The following is a 23,277-nucleotide window of genomic DNA, read 5'->3' on the forward strand; positions in this document are numbered from 1 at the left end:
CAATCCAGATATGTTAAGTCGGTATATATTTGTGATATGAAAAAAACAATTATAGCACGGTTAAGTGTACAGAAAGAAAGTGTTGAACAATTTTTGACTTATGCAAAAAAAATGGTTCAGGAAAGTAATTTAGAAGAAGGTTGTATGACCTATCGTTTATATCAAGAAATAGGGGTGGTTACAGAATTCGTTTTTTATGAAGAATATACGAATACGGATGCAGTTGATGCGCATAATTCTTCTAATCATTTTAATGAGTTTATTTCACTTGTGTCTTCACAACTTACATCAGAACCAGTAATAGAAGTCTTCTAATTGTTAATCAATAAAACGTCATATAGACCCAATAAAAGTTTGTCAAAATATGTCGACCGAATTTATGTATTAAAGCATTCGAGAGAATTTAAATTACCTGCGATTTTACCCGGTGCTGGATTAGAATTGTTGTTTCATACTCATGAACCACTTCTAATGAATAATCATAAATGTGATAATGCACATATTATTTGTCCTAGAAATTCAATATTACATATAGATGAGTCCAGTGAGGTTTCTTTTATATCAGTTCGATTTAAAAGTGGAGCTTTTCGTCACTTTTCTTCAATCCCATATCTGGAGTTAAATAATCAATTTGCTTCTGTCCAGGATATTTGGGGATCTAGTGGTAGAGGTTTTTTGGAGAAGCTAGATGAGTGCCGTACTATTAATGACAAAATTAAATGTATAGAATCTTTTTTGCTTGAGTGCTTGTGTGGTTTCCATGATAAACAAAATGATAAATGGGATACTATTATGTATTCTTTATATAAACAGTATAATTCAATTTCTTTAAAAGAATTAGCTGCTTATACCAATTTGGGTTATCGCCAGTTTGAAAGAAATTTTAAGTCCCAATTTGGGATTACACCAAAAAAAATTCAACGAATCATACGGTTTGAAGCAACCGTAAAAAAAATACTATTAAACAGGAATCCTGAATATTTATCTACTGCATTAGATCATGGTTATTATGATCAAAGCCATTTTATTAATGAATTTCAATTTTTTGCCGGAGAAAAACCTACTGATTATTTTATAACAAAGAATTATGATCATCACTTTTATGATAAATCGATAAAAGCACCAGGAAAATATTAATTCTTTATAAAATTAGTATCTCTTAAATATTGAGTAATATTCTTTGCTATGACATCTCTACCGTGATTGTTCCAGTGTCTGTCATAGATTAAAGTAGTAGAACGATCAGAGGTTTCAAAAGAAGTAGAGAAGTCAATATAATTATATTTATTTTCTTCTAAATACGATAAAAATAAAGGACTTGTTATTCTTGAATCTAAAAGAAGTGTAAATCGTTTCTTATCATATCCATATTTAGAAACCAAACTTTTAAAATTTTCCAGATACTTCCTTTCATTTTGATTTTTGATTTTTAAAATTTCAGTATCATCTTTAAGAACCGTCTTTTTTTTAGGTTTAAGAGCATTAATCAATCGGTACATTAGTTCTTGAGGAGGATCCAAAATCCCAATACTTTTGCAGTATACTATTAGTTTACTTTTTTTTAGCATTCTGTTTATAGGCGATTCTAAAGCCAATCGACTATTGACGACCTGGTATTCTGCGCGAGTTAAATCGTTAGAGAATTTTATACCTAAAATAATGTGGTCAATAAGGTCGAATTGAGATGCATACGAATGCACAAGGTGCAGTTGATCTGCAAAGTCATACCCAGCATATCCATATTCATATACTTCGATCTCTGGGAGAGCATTCTCAATCTTTTTACCAATAGAGTTGTAGTAGTTTTGGTGAAACCCTTCTATAAATGAATCTCCAACCAGTGCTATTTCTACTTTATCTTTTGTTGGAGTAAATTCTCTGTAGGAATTATACCCTGTCGTATTAATATGATATTCTGAGAAATTTTGTCTTCTGTTTCCGGTAACTGAAAAACCATTTTGATTAGGCTTCCATTTTTCGACTTTGTGTTCATCGAGAAATCGAGTAGGAGTATCTTTTCCTAAATGAAAAACACGTACTAACCCTTCTAATACAATTAGTATTAGAAAAACATATAAGATGCTTTTGATTATAAGTTTTTTCATGTGATTTTAAAGTTATGTCGTAATGCTATTTTTGATGTCATTATCTATTTTTATTTAAAACTGAAAATAAATAAATGATCTGTCTATATTGTCATCAAAGAATAGTAACATTCCTAAAATTACTAAAGTATATGCGACAAATCTCACAATTCTTGACTTAAATTTAAATGGTGAGCGCTCATCTCTTCTGATTCTAAATTCATATAGAATAAAAAGGCTTAACAAGATAAAATAATCTATCATACGATACCCTAATGGATGTTGATAGGTTTCATATGAAAAATTAGAATACATCTGTTCTAAAAATCCAAAAGCATCAGTAATTGACTCAGATCTAAAGAATACTCTAGAGAATGTAACTAATGAAAAAGTAAGTAAAATTTGTAAGATTTCTGTTAAAGAGGGGAACCAACGATTTTCTGCCACAACTGTATTCATGTAAATGCGATTTCTCCCCATTAAAAAAACAGGAATGTATAAAGCTGCATGAATTGCTCCCCATACGATAAAAGTCCAGTTTGCACCATGCCAAAAGCCACTCACCAAGAAAATAATAATAATATTTCTCACCGATTTAAGTTTACTCACTCTGCTTCCGCCAAGAGGAATGTATACATAGTGCCTAAACCAGGTGGATAAAGAAACGTGCCATCGCTGCCAATATTCTGCAACGTTTCTAGAAAATGTAGGAAACTTAAAGTTAGACATTAATTCTATTCCAAATAGTTTGGCAGTTCCTATAGCGATATCAGAATACCCACTAAAATCTCCATAAACCTGAAAACTAAAAAGAGATACACCAAGGATTAAAGTAGAAGCAGAATAATCACTATAATTAAGAAAGATATCATCTACAATAGGAGCAATAGAATCTGCAATAACCACTTTTTTAAATAATCCCCAAAGTATAAGTCTTAGACCTTCAGTACATTGTGTGTAATTAAAAATTCTTTTAGTAGTGATTTGTGATAAGAGATTAGAAGCCCTTTCTATAGGGCCGGCAACCAATTGAGGGAAAAAACTAACAAATGTGGCAAATGCAATAAAATTCTTGGTAGGTGTTAATCTTTTATAATAGATATCTAATGAATACGACATTGTTTGAAACGTATAAAAAGATATCCCTACAGGTAAAATAATCTGTAATGTCCATGTGCTTTTAAGTTCGTATCCGAAAATAGAAAGAAAATCTACCCAGGACCCTATAAAGAAATTATAATATTTAAAGAAACCTAAAAGGCCGATGTTGAAAATAACACTTACCCATAACCAAGCTTTTCTTTTTACAGTAGAATCATTTGTATAAATAGTTTGACCAATAAAAAAATCAACAAGGGTACTTGCAAGTATAAGAAATAGAAACCTCCAATCCCATAAGCCATAAAAAATATAACTGGCAATGAGTATGAACAAATTCTGAATTTGAATTTTTTTATAGAAAATAAACCAGTAGAGAACAAAAACGACTGGCAGAAATATGAAAAAATCTAAAGAATTAAATAACATCTATACTTTATATAATTATAAAATTCGGGGAAGGATTATGCAAAGAAATTTTATGAAAAAATCTCATTGCTCTTGAAGGGTATAAATTTTGTGTATTTAATTCTATAAATCAAATATTTGTTAAGTTATTTTTTTAATTCATGCAAAACAATAGGCTTTTTGATAAAAAGAATAATGGGGAGTAGGGGAAATGACCCTATTCATAAATAGGTGTTACACCCATAAAATTAATTAATTATTAAGGTATACTTGTACTACCCAAAATAGTTTACAAAAAAGTAATATGAAAAATGAATTTAGAGGATGTGTTATGTTTAATTTTGTGATAAAATAGGATTTTGAATTTAAATTCGTTTTTTATTACAAGTAGTTTTATGACATATCTATAATACTTTTCTTACGGGATTTCCGTATTATGAGATGATATTTAGGCAAACGTGAGTCATTGAACGTTTTTTTCTAGTATTCTGTCTAAAAAATTAGATTTTGAGTTGTTAATTGATTTAACTAGACTATTTTAGCCTTGGAAAACAAATATAAAGTAAGTTCAAAAAAGGAAGTTCTACCCCCCTTCTTCCAGCGTTTTTTAGATTGTCATCAAAAAGATTTGACTAGTGATTATATGCGTTATATAATTATTATGTCAATAGGAAATTATTGTTCATTATTAATGGGAAAATTATGAATATAATTGATTCAAAAAAAATATGGCTTTCTTCACCGCATATGGGTGGATCAGAGCAAAAATTTGTAAAAGAAGCATTCGACACAAACTGGGTAGCACCTTTGGGTCCAAACGTTAATGGATTTGAAAGTGATATTGAAAGTTATCTTGGAGAAGATGTTTATGCTGCAGCATTAAGCTCTGGTACAGCTGCATTACACCTTGGGTTAAAACTACTTGGTGTTACAGTAGGTGATGAGGTGTTATGCCAAAGTATGACATTTGCTGCTTCTGCAAATCCAATAGTATATCTTGGAGCTAAACCGGTATTTGTAGATAGCGAGAGAAGCACCTGGAATCTATGTCCAGACCAATTAGAGATAGCAATAAAAGACAGAATTGCAAAAGGTAAAAAGCCTAAAGCAATTATTGCCGTTCATTTATATGGAATGCCATATAATATAGATGCTATTCACAATATTGCTTCAGAATACAAAATTCCAATATTAGAAGATAGTGCAGAAGCCTTAGGAAGTTCTTATCAAGGAATTAACTGTGGGACTTTTGGAGATATCGCAATCCTTTCTTTTAATGGGAATAAGATTATAACTACCTCTGGAGGTGGATCACTTGTTTCTAAAAAACAAGAATATAAAGATAAAGCCATTTTTTTGGCAACTCAAGCCAGAGACAATGCACCTCATTATGAACATTCTGAAATAGGATATAATTACAGAATGAGCAATATTACTGCAGGTATAGGAAGAGGGCAGATGGAAGTTTTAGATGCCCATGTTAATAATAGACGTAGTAATTTTGAATTTTACAAAAAGAATCTTGAAGATTCCTCTGATATAAAATTTTTGGAAGAACCTTCTGGATATCATTCTAATAGATGGTTAACCTGTGTAGAAACCAGCTCTTATAAACTAAGAGAAGGAATACGGTTATCATTAGCAGAAGAAAACATAGAATCAAGACCGTTATGGAAGCCCATGCATCAACAAGCTGTATTTGCAGATTGTGATGCTTACCTCAATGGAATTTCTGATGACCTATTTGATCGAGGCCTTTGCTTACCCAGCGGGTCTAATCTTGAAGAAGATGATTTATATAGAATTGTATCAGTAATTAAAAATGTATTGAGATGATAAAGAGCTACCTTATAAATAATTCGCATAAACACGCATCTAAATGGCTTGTTTTATCAATTGATGTGTTAATTACGATCTTTAATTTCTTTTTGGCGTACGTCATTAGATTTGGAATCACACTAAATTTTGATACCACTAATTTAATATACCAATTACCAATTATAGCTGGTTTATCTACCTTAAGTTTTTTAATGATAGGATCCTATAAAGGAGTGGTTAGACATACAGGAATGAGAGATGCTTATAACCTGTTTGTTGCTGTAACTATCTTGATTAGTTTAATGGGATTTTTTATGGCATCCAGTAGGTTAGCACTATTGCCAGAATTATTGAATATTCCGGTATCTATAATTTGTGTGCACTATTTATTAAATATTATAACACTTACTACAAGTCGTTTGGTATTTAAATATTGCTACTACTATGTGAAGTCAAAAATAGGAGAAACTTCTAGAATATTGATTTACGGGGCTGGAGATTCTGGGTTAATAACCCTTGCAGCGGTTACTAATGATTCTAACAGATCCTTATCTGTAGTTGGTTTTGTTGATGATAATTCTCAAAAAATTGGTAAAACAATTAATGGGATTAAGGTATATCCTTCGGGAATGATCGATCAAAGCTTTATTACAAAGAACAATATTAAGGAGATCGTTGTATCAATTCCACATATAAGTAAAAAAAGACTCTCAGAAATTTCTGATAATTTACTTAAACTGCAAGTTACTGTTAAAATAATACCAGCAGTAAATGATTGGATTGATGGTAAATTAAAGGTTTCTCAGATTAAAGAAATTCAAATAGAAGACTTGTTAGAAAGAGCTCCTATTAATATGGATAATCAAAATATTACACAAGAGCTTAATGATAAGGTGATTTTGATAACAGGAGCAGCTGGATCAATAGGAAGCGAAATAGTAAGACAAGCTTCATTTTATAACTATAAACATCTTGTTTTGGTTGATCAGGCAGAATCTCCTTTATATGATTTACAACAAGAGTTGTTAAGTAAAGGAGTAGCTAATTTTACGCCTATTGTTGCTGATATAAGAGATCATCAGAGAGTAGAAACTATATTCGAAAAATATAGACCTAATATGGTTTTTCATGCTGCAGCATATAAGCATGTTCCTCTTATGGAAAATAATCCTTGTGAGGCAATTAAAATTAATGTACTTGGAACCAGAAAGCTAGCAGACTTATCATCTGAGTTTGGTGTAGATAAGTTTGTTTTTGTGTCTACAGATAAAGCAGTTAACCCTACAAACGTAATGGGGGCAACTAAGAGAGTTGCCGAAATGTATATAAAATGTATTAACAGTAAGAGTAAAACTAAATTCATTACCACTAGATTCGGAAATGTATTGGGATCGAATGGATCTGTTATTCCATTATTTAAAAAACAAATCCAAAAAGGAGGACCATTAACAGTTACTCATAAAGATGTAACCCGTTTCTTTATGACCATACCAGAAGCTTCTCAATTAGTCATAGAAGCAGGAACAATGGGTAATGGAGGTGAAATATTTATTTTTGATATGGGAGAATCTGTGAAGATTTTTGACCTGGCAAAGAAAATGATACGATTATCGGGCCTTAGGTACCCAGAAGATATAGATATAAAAATAACTGGCCTTAGACCAGGAGAGAAATTATATGAAGAACTTCTGGCTGATACAGAAAATACATTACCAACATATCATAAAAAAATAATGATAAGTAGATTTGATGATGATGATTGTATATTGATAAAAGATAAAATTGATGACCTTTGTATTATGAATTTATTGAGTCAGGATCATCAAATTGTAGGGAAATTAAAAGAGATTGTTCCAGAATTTATTTCTAACAATTCTACTTTTGAGAGTATCGATAAAATTAACAAAAAAAGTATTCGAGGTAAGCAAAAAGTTCTTGCATAGTACTTGATACAACAATATAGAGGTATTATAATAGTAAGGGAAAAAATACCTTCAAAACATTTTTAGTAAAAAGAGATCGGCTTGTCTAGGGGAATAGACTTGCCTATATGTTTTATGGTGTTCTTTTAGAACACATGAAAGGAAAAAAGTATAGATAAAGCAAAATCTCATTGCTAAATTAAATAAAGTTATATTTTTGTAACTTATTAAAAGGCTTACTTATAAAGTATTAAAATATGCGATGTAGATTTTTGTTATTATTTACGGTATTAATATCAGTTTTTTCCTGTAAAGTACCCGAGAATGTGGTTTATTTTCAAAATTCTGCAAATTTGGAGAAGATTTCTTCAACAAATTCTTTTACTTCTGTTTTTAAAGTTGATGATATCGTTGGGATAATGGTTTCAGCAGCAGATATGGATGCAGTAAGGCCATTTAATCTAATGCAAGGCTCTTCTTCATTAGGAGAAAGCGGTGGGGGAGATACAAGCTCTGCAGGGACAGGAGAACCTACTTACTTGATAAATGAAGAAGGGAATATTGATTTTCCTGTTTTAGGGGAGCTAAAGATTGCTGGCTTAACTCGAATTGAAGCTAAAGAAGTGATTAAAGAAAAACTAAAAATATATATTAATGATCCTATAGTAAGTGTAAGATTAAAAAACTTTAAAATTACTGTTATGGGAGAAGTTTCAAAACCAGGGTCTTATACAATTCCTAATGAAAGAGTTACTATTATTGAAGCTCTTGGTTTGGCAGGAGATATGACGATTAAGGGAAGAAGAGAAAATGTAATAATCATTAGAGAAAATGAAGGAGTAAATACATATCATCGTGTAGACCTTACTTCTAAATCAATTTTTGAATCTCCTGTATACTATTTAGCACAAAATGATGTTCTTTATGTTGAGCCAAATGACTCAAGAATAAAAGAATCCAAAACACGTAACAACACCCTTGGTATAATTATCAGTATAGTTGGTGTTGTTTTATCTGTAGTTACTCTGGTCATAAGATAATAAACATATGATTTCTAATACCAATAATACTCCTACAAAGGGTACTAATTTTGATTCGTCTTCTGGATTTAGTTTTAATCTTAGAGATCAGATTATAAAATACCTTAGACATTGGTATTGGTTTGTGCTAAGTGTCTTTGTTTTTGTTTCTTTAGCGTATGTTAAAGTAAGATATACAATCCCTCAGTACAATGTTTCTTCTACCATTGCGATTTCTCAGGATGAAAGTATGAGTGAATCTGAATTATCTGCATTTAAAGATCTTGGGATATTAGATGATGGACAGAATAAAATTGAGAATGAAATTCAGATTATTAAATCAAGAACATTATTGACCAATGTGGTTAATAATTTGAAACTCAATGTTCGATATTTTAGTGAAGGAAGAATTTTAGAAGTAGAGAACTATCCAAAATCACTTATTGAAATCAACTTTTTATCAGATGATTCTATAGTACATAAAAAATCAAAGGTCTTTCATGTACGAATTGATTCTGGTACCACGTTTTCTTTTTTAGATGAAAAAGATCAAAAACTAAGTGATCACTCCTTTGGGAAAACAATAACTACTAGTGTTGGAGATATTATTATTACACCAAGTGTGGATACTATGGATGCTAATAGTGGTAAGATCATAAAAATTATAATAACACCAGTAAAATTTGTTGCAGAATCGTATAGAAACAGGTTATCTATTATACCAGGTAAAGGCTCATCAATTGTTAGATTGTCATTAAACGACCCGGTAAAGGAAAAAGCAAAAGATATTATTAACGATCTTGTAGAAGAATACAACAAGGCGACCATAGAAAATAAAAAACTAGCTTCGGCAAGAACCGCAGATTTTATAAATGATCGTTTAGAGCTTATTTCAGGAGATTTGACTCAAGTAGATGATCAAGCTGCAACTTATCAATCTAGTAGAGGATTGACTAGTAGTGATGTGGCAGTTCAAGCCCAGCAATTCTCTGATTTAGATACAAAAAACTCTCAAGAAATAGCACGATTAAATACACAGCTTTATTTTATAGAATCGATGCGAAAGTTTGTACTTAGCCAAGAGGGTAAGTTTGATCTTGTACCACAATCTAATTCAGGATTTAGTGATCCAACAGTTGCTACAACAATATCAAGATATAATGGGTTAATTCTTCAGAGACAACGTTTGTTAAAAACTTCGAGTATAAGGAATCCTGTTGTTGTAAATATAGATCAGCAAATTGGTGGATTAAGACAAGTTTTGATAGGAAGTTTAAATAGCTTAAAAAACTCACTTAACGGTCAATTACGAAGCTTAAATACTCAAAATCAATATTTTGGAGGTCAGATATATAGTGCGCCAACACGACAAAAAGATATTAGAGCTATTGAGCGGGAGCAGACTATAAAAGAACAATTATATCTTTACCTACTTCAAAAAAGAGAAGAAGCAGAGATAAAAAGCCATATTACTCTTTCTAATGCCAGAGTAATAGATAAAGCATCTACATTGGGGTCATATCCAGTATCTCCAAATAAGAAAACAATATATGCAGGAGCTTTCTTTCTTGGTTTGATATTGCCTTTTCTTATTATTTATACTTCAGATTTATTGAATGTAAAAGTAAGTTCGAGAGAAGATCTTGAAAAAGTACTTTCTATGCCAATTATTGGATCTATACCAAAGGTGAAATCTAAAAATAAAATCTTGATTTCGCAAAATGATAGATCAGGAATAGCAGAGGCATTTAGGATCTTAAGAACTAATTTAGATTTCCTAATGGCAGGGATTAATAAAACTAAAGGGAAAGTTATTTTTGTTACGTCTACTATTTCTGGAGAAGGAAAGACTTTAATCTCTTCAAATTTGACTAAAACTTTAGCTATTTCAGGAAAGAAAGTAGCTTTTTTAGGTACTGATTTAAGAGATCCTAAATTTCATCAGTTTTTTGAGTTGCCTAATGGGAAAGATTCTAAAGGACTTACTAATTTTATAATGAATGATGAGTTAACTCCAGAAGATATTATATATAAATATAAGAAAGAAGATTCATTTGATATTATACCGTCTGGAGCAATACCGCCTAACCCAGCAGAGCTTCTAATGCAGGAAAGAGTGAATGTAATGTTTAAGTACTTAGAAGAGCACTATGATTATATTGTTGTAGATACTGCTCCTGTTAGTCTTGTAACCGATACTCTTTTAATAGCAAAACATGCTGATTTAAGTATTTATATCGTAAGAGAAAATTATTCTGATAAAAGAGTATTACAGGTTCCAGAAAATTTCTATAGAGAAAAACGTTTACCAAATATTGCAGTTTTACTTAATGCCGCTGGTAATAAAACTGGTTATAACTATGGATACGGTTATGGTAAAAAGAATTAAGAAAACTCGATATTGTTTTTCATTAACGAAGTAATCTTTTTAGCAACTTTATAATCAAATCCTTTTTCAAGGACTTCTAATTGATGATAGTTGTGTACATCTGTACCGGTAAAGTCGATATACCCTTGATCTATCAGTTTTTTAGCAAAGGATTTTATTTGCTCACCATAATATCCTGATATTGATAATAGGTTAACCTGAAATAGAAAACCGGATTCTTTTAATTCATCATATTTTTTTAGATCATCTTGATAAAAAGAATACCGTTCTGGATGCGCCAAAATAGGAATATATCCTGCTAATTTGATTTCGAATAAGATTTCGCTTAGATTAATAGGAGGGGCAAAAGTAGACATTTCGACCAGGATATAATTTTTGTGTAATGGTAAAATGTCATTATTTTTTATACGTTCATAAAACAAATCGTCCATCATATATTCTGCACTTGCCTGTAGTTCTATTTTTGTTATCCCAAGAGGAGGAAGAACCTCTTTAAGTTTTTCTAAATTACTAGTTATAGTTTGCGAAGAATTTGGCCATATATCTTGCATTATATGGGGAGTAGTAATTGCTTTTTTAAAACCAAAATTTTCAAATTGTTCCAAGATATAGCCGGATTGATAAATTGTCTTAACTCCATCATCAATACCCGGAAGCAAATGTGAATGAATATCAATGTAGCCATCGGGTACAATTTCTTTAAAAGGAATATCTTTTTTTGATAAGAACCGCAATTTGATTTTTGTTTTGGGGTGAACGTAAAATAAAATACACCTGTCATAATAACATTATTAGTGCTTTATAACAAGTAAAATGTAAAAATAGAGATTTATTATTCATAAAAAAACTGTTTAAGAATAGAGATTCTTAAACAGTTTACTTTATTTGATAGTTATCTTAATACTATCTTTTTGTAATATCTCCTGATCCAGATACTTTTTTATCTTCTTTTTGCGGGTCTCCTTTATAGAATATGTCACCAGATCCAGATACACGAGCCTTTAAATAGGTAGTAGCCATTACTTCGATATCGCCAGATCCAGATACAGTAGCTGTTACATTCTTTGCATTTAACTCATATGCAGAAAGATCACCAGATCCAGATACATTTCCATTAAAAGTGCCTGTGCTTCCTTTTAAAGCCAGATCACCAGACCCAGATACTTGTCCCCATATGTTTTCTGCATCTACAACAAGTTTAACATCACCAGACCCAGATACTCCAGTTTTAAAATCAGAGGCCTTAATTGGGTCAGAGCTATATACATCCCCTGACCCTGAGAGTGTAACTTGAGTTAGATCTTTAAAAGGAACTGTAATAATTAGTTTTTTTCCTATAGAAGGTTTTAGGTAATACCCTTTTTTTACATAAACTTTTAGAGCATCTCCTTCGACCTTGGTTTCTATATAATCAATAAGGTTGCTTTCTCCCTTGATTGTGATCTTTCCTTCTGTACCTGATATTAAGGATACATCCAGGCTTCCTTTTACTTTTACCTGATCATAATCTGATGTAGTTCTGTTTTTGGTAACAGAATTACCATTACCGTTAATTTTTTTTCCATTTCCCCACCATTGTGCTTGCAGAGAAGTTATACTACATAATGTAAGTCCTATAATAAATGCTGCTGTTCTCATTTTATTGATGTATTAGTGTTTTGTTTGTTTAGTTTTTTCTTAATTTGATTCCACCATAGCTAGAGGTAATATTAATTGCTTTCCCACTATTAGCTTGGCCACTATATCCTTGATAATCTTTTTTAGAATCCTTAACGTATTTCTTTTGTACGTTTATACTTTCATCTAGTTTAATGCCGCCATAGGATGTCTTAATTGCAAAATCAAAAGTACATCCATCTTCATATCCAATATTAACGCTGGTATAATCTGTTTTAATTGTTACATTTTTGAAGGTTGGTTGTAATGAACGCACTTCGATAGATCCGTAATCAGAATCAATGCTTAGTTCTTCAGAAATACTTCCAATTTTTGTGTTAACATAATCTGAATACCCTATTATTTTACCACCATTTTCTATTCGAATCCCACCATAATCGCAGTTGTAGTTCAAGTTTTTTATAGATTTAAACTTTGATTGTGTATAATCTGCATTAAGATCAATACTATCACCATTTCCAACTTCAAAATCAGAATAGTCTGCATTGATTTTTCCATTTTTCATATAAGAGATAGTACTATTGTTAGTATAATCTATGTTGATATAATTGTTATCTCCTAGTAACTCTCCAATAATAATTTGACCGTAATCACAGTTGATTTTAGCGCTACCTTTTATTTTATCCAGAGTGATGCTTCCGTAATCATTATTAAAATCTACGCTATTGGTTACAGGAACTTTTACAGTATAATTGATTTTCATATTCATATTGTTATTCCATCCGCTAGTCCATTTATCCCACCAGGAACTATTATTTTTATTAAAAGTAGTTTTGGCGCTAACCATTTGAGAAGAAGAATCAAACTCAACATCAATAGATTCAAGTTTTTTGATCACTTTTTCTTCACTATTTCCACTTACTTCAATAGTGATTTCCATAACGATTCGATTTTCGTTCCAGGAAGTAATGTCCAGGTTACCATAATCGTTACTGATTTTTAATAAGGCATCTGCGTTAACCGAGAAGTCCTTTTTTAGTATTTTTTCTTTAGTATATTTTCCTTTCAGATCTCCATTATTGGCCAATGCCAGAGCAGGAATCATCAATAAGAGGATTATATTATAGTATAAAGTTTTCATTTTCTGTTAATTTAAATTCGTTAATGCTGTTAATTTTTTGAAGTACTTCGTCTAATAAATTTGCACGTTTCTGGAAGTTCTTAATCATAGCGCTAATTACACGTTTATCGTTTCCACTATGAAAGAGATCTTTTTTAAGTGTTTCATAATCAGATTCCAGTTTTTCTAATTGATTCATTGCATCCAAAACCAATTCTTTGGTTTCTATAGAAGAAACTTTATCGATTTCTTCGAGTTGCAATTGAATAGCAGAGGTAAAAAAGCTTTGAGTTTCCTCCATTTGAGGAGAAACATTTGCCAGATCTACTTCTTCTTTTGGATTAAACATAAAAGTCATTGCTGCCATCCCAAATACTATAGCAATCGAAGCAGCTATTGCAAGTGGTTTATACCAATTCACCTTTTTAGGTTGCAACTGTACAACTTTGTTTTGTTGCTGCAACTTTTCTAAAAACCGTACTTGGTGATTAGTAGAAGGTTCATGTATGTCTAATTGATTTTGCATACGTTTAAATAACTTTTCTATTTTATCGGTATTCATACAAATTGTAATTTTTTTCGTAAGCTTTCTTTTGCGCGCGAAATAAGCGTACGACAATTAGAATATGATATATTCATAATCTGACAGATTTCTTCATAATCGTAACCTTCTATAAGGTGTAGTGATAATGCTGTACTATAGCTGTCTTTAAGTTGAGTTAGTGTATTTAGTACTGTATTTACTTTTACAGAAGCAAGATCTTCTTCTACAATTCCGTCGCTATCTGTAAGAGCATACTCAACAGTTTCTAGGGCTACCTCACGATGAACATCTTTTTTACGTGTTGCGGTTAAACTGGCATTAATAACAATCCTTTTTAACCAGGCCCCAAACATATTATTATCTTCTAGCATTGATAGTTTTGTAAAAGCTGTTAAAAAAGCTTCTTGCATAATATCTTCAGCTTCTGCTGTGTCCTTTATGATTCTCAATGCTGTATTGTACATTGCTTTATAATAACGATTGTATGTTTCGAGCTGCGCATTTTGATCTTGCTCGCGACATTTCGCAATTAATTGCTCTGTATTTAGTTGGGTTAGTGACAAAAAATATAATTTACTTTAACATAAAGATATATATTGCATTGCTTTGTTACAGTTTTTTAATTTTTTTTTTAAAACTTGTGGCATAACAATTGAAATGTAAATAATGAATCTATAATAAAGGCCATGTTTTAATGGGCTTTATAAGGTTTTTAATCAGTTTCATTAAATTCTAAAAAAAAATGTTGTTTTGTCGTGATGACAAAATGACTTTGATATATACTTATGGCTAAAACCAAATTTACGACACTTGACAGTTTGTCATTTCAGGGGATAGATGAAGATGCAGAATTAATTCCTTTAATGACGCCAGAAGATGAAGAAGAAATAGACAAAGAAGATTTACCCGAAATATTACCAATATTACCTTTAAGAAATACTGTGCTATTTCCTGGAGTTGTTATTCCTATTACTGCAGGAAGAGATAAATCTATTAAACTTCTTAATGAAGCTAATAATGGTAATAAAACAATAGGGGTAGTTTCTCAGAAAGAAGAAGGTATAGAAAACCCATCTTTAAAAGATATTAATAGAGTAGGTGTAGTAGCTCGCATTTTAAGAGTTTTAAAAATGCCTGACGGTAATACTACGGTAATACTACAAGGAAAGAAACGATTTCATATAGATGAAGTTGTAGAAGAAGAACCTTATATTAAAGCTAAAGTTAAAGAAGTTCCTGAGGCAAGACCGGCAAAAGAGAATAAAGAATTTAGTGCTATAATCGATTCAATCAAAGATTTGGCTTTAGAAATCATAAAGGAAAGTCCGACGATACCTTCTGAAGCTTCATTTGCTATTAAAAATATAGAAAGTAATTCTTTTCTTATCAATTTTGTGTCTTCTAATTTAAATCTTCCTGTAGAGGAGAAACAGAAATTGCTAGAGATCAATGACCTTAAGAAAAGAGCTTTAGCTACATTAAAATATATGAATGTAGAGTTTCAGAAATTGGAACTTAAAAATGTCATTCAGAGTAAGGTTCAACATGACATGAGCCAGCAACAGCGAGAGTATTTCTTACATCAACAGATGAAAACCATTCAAGAAGAACTTGGTGGTGTCTCGCATGAAGATGAAATCGAAGAAATGCGTGTGCGTAGCAAGGATAAGAAATGGGACGAAAAAATAAAAGAACATTTTGATAAAGAATTGTCCAAAATGCAACGTATGAACCCTCAAGTTGCAGAATATTCTATACAACGTAATTATTTAGACCTGTTTCTGGATTTACCCTGGAATGAATTTAGTACGGATAAGTTTGATCTAAAACGAGCTATGAAGATTTTGGATAGAGATCATTATGGTTTGGATGAAGTAAAACGTCGAATTATAGAATACCTCGCAGTATTAAAACTGCGTAATGATATGAAATCTCCGATATTATGTCTATATGGCCCCCCTGGAGTAGGTAAAACTTCATTGGGGAAATCTATAGCAGAGGCTCTGGGAAGAGAATATGTAAGGATTTCATTAGGAGGATTGCGTGATGAAGCAGAAATAAGAGGACATCGAAAGACGTATATAGGAGCAATGCCAGGTAGAATTATCCAAAGTCTCAAAAAAGCAGGAACCAGTAATCCTGTATTTGTATTAGACGAAATAGATAAATTATCAGTAGGTAATCAAGGCGATCCATCATCTGCTTTATTAGAGGTTTTAGACCCCGAGCAGAATTCTGAATTTCATGATAATTTCCTTGAAATGGGGTTTGATCTCTCTAAAGTAATGTTTATCGCTACTTCTAACAGTCTGGGAACTATTCAGCCAGCACTTAGAGATCGTATGGAAATTATTAATGTAACTGGGTATACGATTGAAGAAAAAATAGAGATTGCCAAACAACATTTGTTGCCAAAACAGCTAGAAGAACACGGGTTGGATAAATCCCATATAAAAATAGGGAAAGCGCAACTAGAAAAAATAGTTGAAGGATATACCAGAGAATCTGGAGTACGTGGTCTAGAAAAGCAAATTGCTAAAATGGTACGTTATGCTGCTAAGAATATAGCAATGGAGGAGGAGTATAATGTGAAAATTAGTAATGAAGATATTATTGAAGTTCTTGGAGCACCAAAGTTAGAACGTGATAAGTATGAAAATAATGATGTCGCAGGTGTAGTAACAGGACTTGCTTGGACAAGCGTAGGTGGAGATATTCTATTTATAGAATCTATTCTGTCAAAAGGAAAAGGTAGTCTGACTATTACTGGGAATTTAGGGAAGGTGATGAAAGAATCTGCTACCATTGCTATGGAATATATTAAGGCCAATGCTGTAGAATTAGGTATTAACCCAGATATTTTTGAAACCTATAATGTACACATACACGTACCAGAAGGAGCTACTCCAAAAGATGGTCCTAGCGCAGGAGTTACAATGTTAACATCTCTAGTTTCTTTATTTACACAACGTAAGGTTAAGAAAAGCCTTGCCATGACAGGAGAGATTACATTAAGAGGAAAAGTATTACCTGTTGGTGGAATTAAAGAAAAAATCCTTGCTGCAAAAAGAGCACATATAAAAGAGATATTACTTTGCGAAGATAACAGGAGAGATATTAATGAAATTAAATCTGAATATTTAAAAGGGCTTAAATTTCATTATGTTAAGGATATGGAAGATGTATTAAAACTTGCAATTACCAATACCAAGGTTAAGAATGCAAAGAAATTATAAGAATATAATTTAATATAATTATAAAAACAAAAGGCAGCGATTTTAAACGCTGCCTTTTGTTTTTTATGTGATTTTATGACCTTCTCTTTTTAATCAAGACATCTTTATATAGTTCCAGGTTTTTTAAAACAATGTCGCTTCCTTTTACAACAGTTTCTAGTGGTTGATCTCCTAGGTGTACAGGAAGTTCTGTAGCTATAGATAATCGATTATCAAGCCCTCTTAGCATTGATCCACCACCTGTTAAATAAATACCAGAATTATAGATATCAGCAGAGAGTTCTGGAGGAATTTCAGAAAGTGTTTCCATAATTGCATTTTCTATTTGTATAATAGACTTATCTAAACTTTTTTTAATCTCTTTATGTGATAATTGTATTTGTTTAGGTTTTCCTGTAAGAATGTCTCTTCCTTCTACCATCATTTTTTCTGGAGGTGATGCTAAGGTATCAATTGCAGAACCAATTTTTATTTTTATTTTCTCTGCCATAGACTCTCCTATATGTAGATTTCGAGATTCTCTTACATATTGAGTAATATCCTCATTAAAAACATTTCCAGCAATTTTTACAGATTGGCCACTAATTATTCTCCCCAAAGAGATCACAGCAATTTCTGTAGTTCCTCCACCTATATCTACAACCATATTTCCTTTAGGTTCTAGAACATCTATCCCACCACCTATTGCGGCGGCTATAGGTTCTGGTATTAGAAATATATTTTTTGCATTGAGTCGTTTTGCAGATTCTTGTACCGCCCGCATTTCAACTTCGGTACTTCCGCAAGGAATAGCAATAATCATATTGTAAGAAGTAGCAAAAGCTGAAGTATTAAAAACTGATAACTTTTTGATAAATGTCTTTAGCATTTTCTCTGCTGCATCAAAATTAGAAATAACACCATTATTAAATGGAGATATTGTTTTTATATTCTTGTTAATTTTGCCACGCATCATACCTGCTTCTTTACCTACTGCAATAATTTTTCCGGTAATTTGATGAATTGATATGATAGAAGAGTTGTTTACTGCTATTTTTCCTTTATAGGTAATAAGCGTATTTGAGGTGCCAAGATCTATTGCTATTTTTTCGTTTAAAAAATCAAAAAAGCCCATGATTTGTGTATACTTAGGTTAATGTGTGTTGATTTAAGGTATAATAAAGTAGCTTATATTCATGCAGTAGGGGTCTAAAGGTAGATAACTTCGATAAAACGTAATTATTGTGTTTCTAAACAAGTTTTAGTATCATTTCTTATAACGTCAAATGATTAGATGCCTTTGTTATAGCGTAGTAATCTCTATATTTTAATAAATAATTTATTAGATATAATCATTTCATTGATAATAACTTTTTTTAGATAATCTGTATTTTCCAAATAGTTTGGTTTATTTTTGATTTTTAATACAAATAGCATTTCTCACAAATTGGAAGACAATAAGATAATAATAGCTATAGATGGACATTCTTCTACAGGAAAAAGTACTGTCGCAAAACAGTTAGCCAAAGCATTAGGATATATTTATGTAGATACCGGGGCAATGTATCGAGCAGTTTCCTTATATGCTATGAGAAAAAAAATTATTGATGAACTTCATTTTGATCATGAAGCATTAGAAAAAGATCTTTCTACAATAGATCTTAGGTTTAAGATAAATCCAGAAACTGGCCTGGCAGAAATCTTGCTTAATGGAGAGAATGTGGAAAGAGAAATCAGAACACTTACCGTTTCTAGATATGTGAGTAAAATTGCTGCTATTTCTAGTGTTCGTAAAAAATTAGTAGAGCAACAACAAAAAATGGGGATGGATAAAGGCATTGTCATGGATGGAAGAGATATAGGAACTGTTGTTTTTCCAGATGCCGAACTTAAACTATTTATGACTGCAACTGCAAAAGATCGTGCAGAACGTAGATTTCTGGAACTTAGAGAAAGAGGAGAAAATGTTACCTATGAAGATGTTCTAAAAAATGTTGTTAATAGAGACCATATAGATAGTACAAGAAAAGATTCACCACTTAAGAAAGCAGAAGATGCTATCAAGATTGATAATTCTAACCTTACTTTAAAAGAGCAATTTGAACAAATTTTACAACTTGCTAAAACTTCTGTTATTGAGGCTACTTAGTTTTTTGGAGCAACAAGAGAATCTGAAATATTATTTTCTTTTAGATTAAAATCAGAAATCTCACGAGATTCATATAATTTCATGTCTCCTTTTACCCATTCGATTAATTCTATATACTCCTCATCATTACTAATAATAAGAACACGGTTTAATCGTAAAAGATGGTGATTAGCATATTGTTTATATTTTTTTATCGTAGTATCAGAAACTGAATAAAATGGTTTGTTAACCAGGATTTTGTATTGCTTTCCGTTATCCATTACTATTTTATCTTTATGCTCATATATAATCCTTGTTTTGGATAAGGACTGTGCGTAATTTTGTAATGAAATAAATAAGAAAACTAAAAGTAATAATTTTTTCATATAAATATTCTATCGATTTGGAAAACAAAAGTACGGTAAAACCGTAAAAAAACAAGTTTTGTGTTGTTTAGATCGTCATTTTTTCGATGAAATGCATGATTTTGCCCGTTTAACTTACTTAAAATGGAAAAAAAGCCATTAAAAATATTTTTTAATGGCTTTTTATTCATGCTTTGATTACTAAAATTAATTCATAACTAGTTCATAATTAGCTTATGAACTGATGTTTTGTGATCAGTTTTAAGCTTTACCAAATATGCTCCATTGGCAAGATTTCCAGGATTAAATGATTTATTACTTACATTGTCATTTTTGTATACACTTCTTCCAAATAGATCAAAAATGGTAACTGAAATATTATCAGTTGGAGAAGTAACTCTAAGGATTGTATTAGTACCACTTATTACTGGGTTTGGTGTTATAGAAACCTGAGAAGCTTTTGTAGTATTAAAACTGTCTACTGTTACACCTCTAGCAGTACCACCTATAGTAAATGCAGTATTTTCTGAACTACCAAAAGAACCACCAGATGCTAGTGTTGTACTACCTGCTGTTAGTGAATAAGATCCATTACCATATTGGCAGCAAATACCATCTCCATAAACATCACTTATTGTAAATGTATAAGAACCAGCAGCTAAACACTCTGTAAGAGTTAGTGTAGAACCATCTGCCTGAGAACCATATGTTCCTCCAGAGGCTACAACTTGATTACTACTATTAGTAATTTGCCAGCTTGTTTCTTCTGGGTAGTTATCAAATGTAATAGATAAGTTTACATCTGTACAAGAAGGATTAACTGTTCCTGTAGTTAGCTTAACATCATCAAAAGTGATATCACCACTCCAAGATGTACTGGTGATTCCATTAAATCTTAATTTAACTGTAGCTCCAGTATATGATGCTAAATCTACACTAGCTGATTTCCAAGAGTTGCCTTGATTTCCAGATTTAGTCCATAAAGAAGTCCAGTTAGATCCATTATCTGTGCTTGCTTCTAGTGTTAATGTTCCTATACTAGTACCATACATATGGTATTGAAAAGTAAATGTTGCTTGAGATGCAGCACTAAGATCAAAACAAGGAGAGTTTAATATTGCTCTTTTGTTAGGGAATCCTGAACCATTTCCAGAAGCTTCTGTATATACATAATATGTACCTTCTGCAGCACTTGATGGTCCGGTATTATTTGATGGAGTTCCATTAGAATCTATAGTCCAGTTAATATCATCACCAGTGGCTTGAGACCATGCTCCAAGCGTATTTTCGAATCCTTCAGCATATGGGAAAGAAGAAATCTCTCCTGTACATCCTCCACCAGTATTTCCTGGTAGGGTAGTTGCTGTTGCTGTATTACTAAAACCAGATTGATTTCCTGCCGCATCTTTAGCTTTTACTCTAAAAGAATATGATGTATTAGCAGATAACCCAGTAGCTTGATAAGTTGTAGTTGTAGCTGTTCCTATAACTGTACTACCTTGATATACATCGTATCCACTTACTCCAACATTATCTGTAGAAGCGCTCCAAGATAGATCAATAGTAGTTTGTGTTGCATTAGAGGTAGCTAAACTTGCAGGAGTTGTAGGTGCTTGTGTATCTCCTCCGGTTCCTCCAGTAATTTCAAAGTTAGCATTAGAAATATCAAAGAATATATTTCCTGACCCTTTTACCATGATTCTGTTTTGTGTTCCTTGAGAATTTGGAACTGTTATACTATGAGAACCATCGTTAGGTACTGCAGTAGCGATAACCGTTGGATAGGTATTTCCTCCATCTGTAGATAATAAAATATCGACATTGGCAGCATTAATTCCGTTTCCAGTTGTACCAGCAACATTCCAGGTTACGGTTTGCGTAGAACCTGCAGACCAGCTAACATTAGTATTAGGAGCATTAACAACAAAAGGCCCTGCAGAAGCAGTAACATTAACTTTCATATTATCACTATTATTTGCACCACCACCAGCTTTATTATCTCTAACCGTTAATCTGAAATTTAAAGCTCTCGTTACATCTGGTACAGCTTCCCATTTCCATGAGGTAGCACCAGTTTTAATAGTTTCTAGTCTTGGAAAATATCTTTGATTAGATGCTGTAGGTGTATAAGATCTGAAGGCAACACCAGAAGTTACAGTTGGCCCAGGATATGTTCCTACACGATTATCCATTTGTTCCCAGCAGTAAGTAAGTGCATCTCCACTATTAGCATCAGTACCCTGACCTGTTAATACAAATGCAGTTCCTTTTGGAACTGTATAATCAGCTCCTGCATTTGCGGTAGGAATAGCATTACCTGTATTAGTATTGGTCTGACAACTTGTTGATTTTACATAATTTGTTATCTGCTGGATTGTTGCTGCATGAAAATAAGGATCACTATTCTGTTGTACGTCTGTAGCACCAGTAATTCCTGCATACCCCATTATAGTAGTACCACTTCCTGGTTCCATTTGTACATTTGTTCCTTCACTACGGAATGTATACGTATGATTTCCACCAAATTGATGTCCCATTTCGTGCGCTACATAATCTACATCATAAATATCTCCCTGAGGTGTATTTCTTGAAGAAAAACCACTTCCTTTTTTCCCATTTACACATACACATCCGATACATCCTGCATTACCATTTTTTGGAGCAAGAACAAATACATGACCAATATCATAATTAGCTTCTCCGATTACACTGGTTAATGTAGATTGCAATTGACTGTTATAACTTCCTGTATAAGGATCAGTATTTGCATCTGTATAAACAACAGCGTCGTTGTTAGCAATAAGTACCATTGTAACTCCAAAATCGGTCTCATATATTCCGTTTACACGAGTCATAGTAGCATTGATAGCAGCCATTGCACCTGCCTTAGTACCTCCATGAAATTGAGTATATTCTCCAGTAGTGGAAACAGCTAATTTATAAGTTCTTAAAACACCGTCATCAGCATTTTTTTGATTAATCCTACCTTTATTAGAAAAGTTAGGAGTATTCTCATCAACAGAACAATTCAATCTATCGATTGTACCTGATCTCTGATCTCTAGAATAAATAGTATATACAGAACCACTTGTTGTATATGGCTCTATAAATACAGTTTTAGAATTACCAGATAGACGCATACTTTGCAATCCAGAAGGAGCAATACTAAATCTGATTGTAGCTGTCGGGTCATCGATCCCCTGACCAGCATACGATTTAATTTCAGGATATTTGGCTGCAAGATCAGGATGCATTACAGGAGCCTCTACTATTCTAAAAGATTCCATTTTACCTTGCTCATTTGGAAACTGCATTATAACAGTAGAACCATTTGATGATTTTCCTCGCAATTGAGAATCCTGAAGTGCTTTTTTCAGAACTTCAATATTAAGATCAAAAAGAGTGTTTGATGGTAAATCTGTCTTTGTCTTAATAACATTAAGACTTTTTGAAGAACTAGTTCTTTGCCAAGGGTTATTACCTTGTGCGAATACGTGGCCTACAATGAATAAGCTCACGAATAAAAATAATCGCGTTTTCATATAAGTTG

18 protein-coding genes are annotated in these 23,277 nt (G+C 32.0%); 8 read left to right on the forward strand and 10 right to left on the reverse strand.

What is annotated here, in order from left to right; genetic code table 11:
• The first annotated feature begins 36 nt into the window (after positions 1-36).
• Both AAFU52_RS20205 and AAFU52_RS20210 read left to right on the forward strand, forming a co-directional pair.
• Positions 37-315, forward strand: coding sequence for a putative quinol monooxygenase (locus AAFU52_RS20205; RefSeq protein ID WP_438423367.1), 279 nt, complete (start codon positions 37-39; stop codon positions 313-315).
• Positions 316-1,137, forward strand: a complete 822-nt coding sequence (locus AAFU52_RS20210) for a helix-turn-helix domain-containing protein (protein ID WP_438423368.1) — start codon at positions 316-318, stop codon at positions 1,135-1,137.
• Here AAFU52_RS20210 and AAFU52_RS20215 read toward each other — a convergent pair.
• A complete protein-coding gene (locus AAFU52_RS20215; RefSeq protein ID WP_438423369.1) occupies positions 1,134-2,105 on the reverse strand; it encodes a hypothetical protein in 972 nt (323 codons plus the stop codon). The genes AAFU52_RS20210 and AAFU52_RS20215 overlap by 4 nt on opposite strands.
• 54 nt (positions 2,106-2,159) lie before the next feature.
• Positions 2,160-3,518 (reverse strand): MBOAT family O-acyltransferase, encoded by a 1,359-nt coding sequence (locus AAFU52_RS20220; RefSeq protein ID WP_438423370.1) that lies wholly within the window; start codon positions 3,516-3,518, stop codon positions 2,160-2,162.
• A 774-nt stretch (positions 3,519-4,292) separates the two neighbouring features.
• On the opposite strand from AAFU52_RS20220, the gene AAFU52_RS20225 reads away from it, so the two are divergent.
• The 4 genes from AAFU52_RS20225 to AAFU52_RS20240 all read left to right on the forward strand — a co-directional run bounded on the left by AAFU52_RS20225 (position 4,293) and on the right by AAFU52_RS20240 (position 10,738).
• Positions 4,293-5,426 (forward strand): DegT/DnrJ/EryC1/StrS family aminotransferase, encoded by a 1,134-nt coding sequence (locus tag AAFU52_RS20225; protein WP_438423371.1) that lies wholly within the window; start codon positions 4,293-4,295, stop codon positions 5,424-5,426.
• Positions 5,423-7,351, forward strand: coding sequence for a polysaccharide biosynthesis protein (locus AAFU52_RS20230; RefSeq protein ID WP_438423372.1), 1,929 nt, complete (start codon positions 5,423-5,425; stop codon positions 7,349-7,351). The genes AAFU52_RS20225 and AAFU52_RS20230 overlap by 4 nt, the downstream gene beginning before the upstream one ends.
• Before the next feature lie 332 nt (positions 7,352-7,683).
• On the forward strand, positions 7,684-8,370 hold the full coding sequence (locus AAFU52_RS20235) for a polysaccharide biosynthesis/export family protein (protein WP_438423373.1): 687 nt from the start codon (positions 7,684-7,686) through the stop codon (positions 8,368-8,370).
• A gap of 7 nt (positions 8,371-8,377) precedes the next feature.
• The gene (locus tag AAFU52_RS20240) at positions 8,378-10,738 is read left to right on the forward strand and encodes a GumC family protein (RefSeq protein WP_438423374.1); all 2,361 of its coding nucleotides are present in this window, start codon (positions 8,378-8,380) and stop codon (positions 10,736-10,738) included.
• Here the strand turns inward: AAFU52_RS20240 and AAFU52_RS20245 are convergent.
• The 5 genes from AAFU52_RS20245 to AAFU52_RS20265 all read right to left on the reverse strand — a co-directional run bounded on the left by AAFU52_RS20245 (position 10,735) and on the right by AAFU52_RS20265 (position 14,582).
• Complete coding sequence (locus AAFU52_RS20245) at positions 10,735-11,472, reverse strand: tyrosine-protein phosphatase (RefSeq protein ID WP_024769180.1); 738 nt, start codon at positions 11,470-11,472, stop codon at positions 10,735-10,737. The two genes, AAFU52_RS20240 and AAFU52_RS20245, sit on opposite strands and share 4 nt — an antisense overlap.
• 169 nt (positions 11,473-11,641) lie before the next feature.
• Positions 11,642-12,376 carry a head GIN domain-containing protein gene (locus AAFU52_RS20250; RefSeq protein ID WP_024769181.1) on the reverse strand — a complete coding sequence of 245 codons (735 nt, stop codon included), beginning with the start codon at positions 12,374-12,376 and terminating at the stop codon, positions 11,642-11,644.
• Between the two features lie 28 nt (positions 12,377-12,404).
• Positions 12,405-13,496, reverse strand: a complete 1,092-nt coding sequence (locus AAFU52_RS20255; RefSeq protein ID WP_438423375.1) for a hypothetical protein — start codon at positions 13,494-13,496, stop codon at positions 12,405-12,407.
• Positions 13,477-14,037 (reverse strand): hypothetical protein, encoded by a 561-nt coding sequence (locus AAFU52_RS20260; protein WP_438423376.1) that lies wholly within the window; start codon positions 14,035-14,037, stop codon positions 13,477-13,479. The genes AAFU52_RS20255 and AAFU52_RS20260 overlap by 20 nt, the downstream gene beginning before the upstream one ends.
• The gene (locus AAFU52_RS20265; protein WP_024769184.1) at positions 14,034-14,582 is read right to left on the reverse strand and encodes an RNA polymerase sigma factor; all 549 of its coding nucleotides are present in this window, start codon (positions 14,580-14,582) and stop codon (positions 14,034-14,036) included. The genes AAFU52_RS20260 and AAFU52_RS20265 overlap by 4 nt, the downstream gene beginning before the upstream one ends.
• 222 nt (positions 14,583-14,804) lie before the next feature.
• Between AAFU52_RS20265 and lon the strand changes: the two genes are divergently transcribed.
• A complete protein-coding gene (gene lon, locus AAFU52_RS20270) occupies positions 14,805-17,255 on the forward strand; it encodes an endopeptidase La (protein WP_024769185.1) in 2,451 nt (816 codons plus the stop codon).
• A gap of 73 nt (positions 17,256-17,328) precedes the next feature.
• On the opposite strand, the gene AAFU52_RS20275 is transcribed toward lon, so the two are convergent.
• The gene (locus AAFU52_RS20275) at positions 17,329-18,369 is read right to left on the reverse strand and encodes a rod shape-determining protein (RefSeq protein ID WP_024769186.1); all 1,041 of its coding nucleotides are present in this window, start codon (positions 18,367-18,369) and stop codon (positions 17,329-17,331) included.
• A gap of 312 nt (positions 18,370-18,681) precedes the next feature.
• Here AAFU52_RS20275 and cmk point away from each other — a divergent pair, with 312 nt between their 5' ends.
• The gene (cmk, locus tag AAFU52_RS20280) at positions 18,682-19,383 is read left to right on the forward strand and encodes a (d)CMP kinase (protein WP_024769187.1); all 702 of its coding nucleotides are present in this window, start codon (positions 18,682-18,684) and stop codon (positions 19,381-19,383) included.
• Here cmk and AAFU52_RS20285 read toward each other — a convergent pair.
• Both AAFU52_RS20285 and AAFU52_RS20290 read right to left on the reverse strand, forming a co-directional pair.
• Positions 19,380-19,748 carry a hypothetical protein gene (locus AAFU52_RS20285; RefSeq protein ID WP_024769188.1) on the reverse strand — a complete coding sequence of 123 codons (369 nt, stop codon included), beginning with the start codon at positions 19,746-19,748 and terminating at the stop codon, positions 19,380-19,382. The two genes, cmk and AAFU52_RS20285, sit on opposite strands and share 4 nt — an antisense overlap.
• Before the next feature lie 197 nt (positions 19,749-19,945).
• Positions 19,946-23,269 carry a reprolysin-like metallopeptidase gene (locus AAFU52_RS20290; RefSeq protein ID WP_438423377.1) on the reverse strand — a complete coding sequence of 1,108 codons (3,324 nt, stop codon included), beginning with the start codon at positions 23,267-23,269 and terminating at the stop codon, positions 19,946-19,948.
• Between the last annotated feature and the right edge of the window lie 8 nt (positions 23,270-23,277).

It is taken from the genome of Aquimarina macrocephali, assembly GCF_051627225.1.
GTDB classification, from domain to species: Bacteria; Bacteroidota; Bacteroidia; order Flavobacteriales; family Flavobacteriaceae; genus Aquimarina; species Aquimarina macrocephali.

Bases quoted from the DNA above. Each gene is read 5' to 3' on its own strand.
- AAFU52_RS20205 (WP_438423367.1), top strand. From the start codon at position 37: ATGAAAAAAACAATTATAGCACGGTTAAGTGTACAGAAAGAAAGTGTT.
- AAFU52_RS20215 (WP_438423369.1), bottom strand. From the start codon at position 2,105: ATGAAAAAACTTATAATCAAAAGCATCTTATATGTTTTTCTAATACTA.
- AAFU52_RS20225 (WP_438423371.1), top strand. From the start codon at position 4,293: ATGAATATAATTGATTCAAAAAAAATATGGCTTTCTTCACCGCATATG.
- AAFU52_RS20230 (WP_438423372.1), top strand. From the start codon at position 5,423: ATGATAAAGAGCTACCTTATAAATAATTCGCATAAACACGCATCTAAA.
- AAFU52_RS20240 (WP_438423374.1), top strand. From the start codon at position 8,378: ATGATTTCTAATACCAATAATACTCCTACAAAGGGTACTAATTTTGAT.
- AAFU52_RS20250 (WP_024769181.1), bottom strand. From the start codon at position 12,376: ATGAGAACAGCAGCATTTATTATAGGACTTACATTATGTAGTATAACT.
- AAFU52_RS20255 (WP_438423375.1), bottom strand. From the start codon at position 13,496: ATGAAAACTTTATACTATAATATAATCCTCTTATTGATGATTCCTGCT.
- AAFU52_RS20260 (WP_438423376.1), bottom strand. From the start codon at position 14,037: ATGAATACCGATAAAATAGAAAAGTTATTTAAACGTATGCAAAATCAA.
- lon (WP_024769185.1), top strand. From the start codon at position 14,805: ATGGCTAAAACCAAATTTACGACACTTGACAGTTTGTCATTTCAGGGG.
- AAFU52_RS20275 (WP_024769186.1), bottom strand. From the start codon at position 18,369: ATGGGCTTTTTTGATTTTTTAAACGAAAAAATAGCAATAGATCTTGGC.
- AAFU52_RS20285 (WP_024769188.1), bottom strand. From the start codon at position 19,748: ATGAAAAAATTATTACTTTTAGTTTTCTTATTTATTTCATTACAAAAT.
- AAFU52_RS20290 (WP_438423377.1), bottom strand. From the start codon at position 23,269: ATGAAAACGCGATTATTTTTATTCGTGAGCTTATTCATTGTAGGCCAC.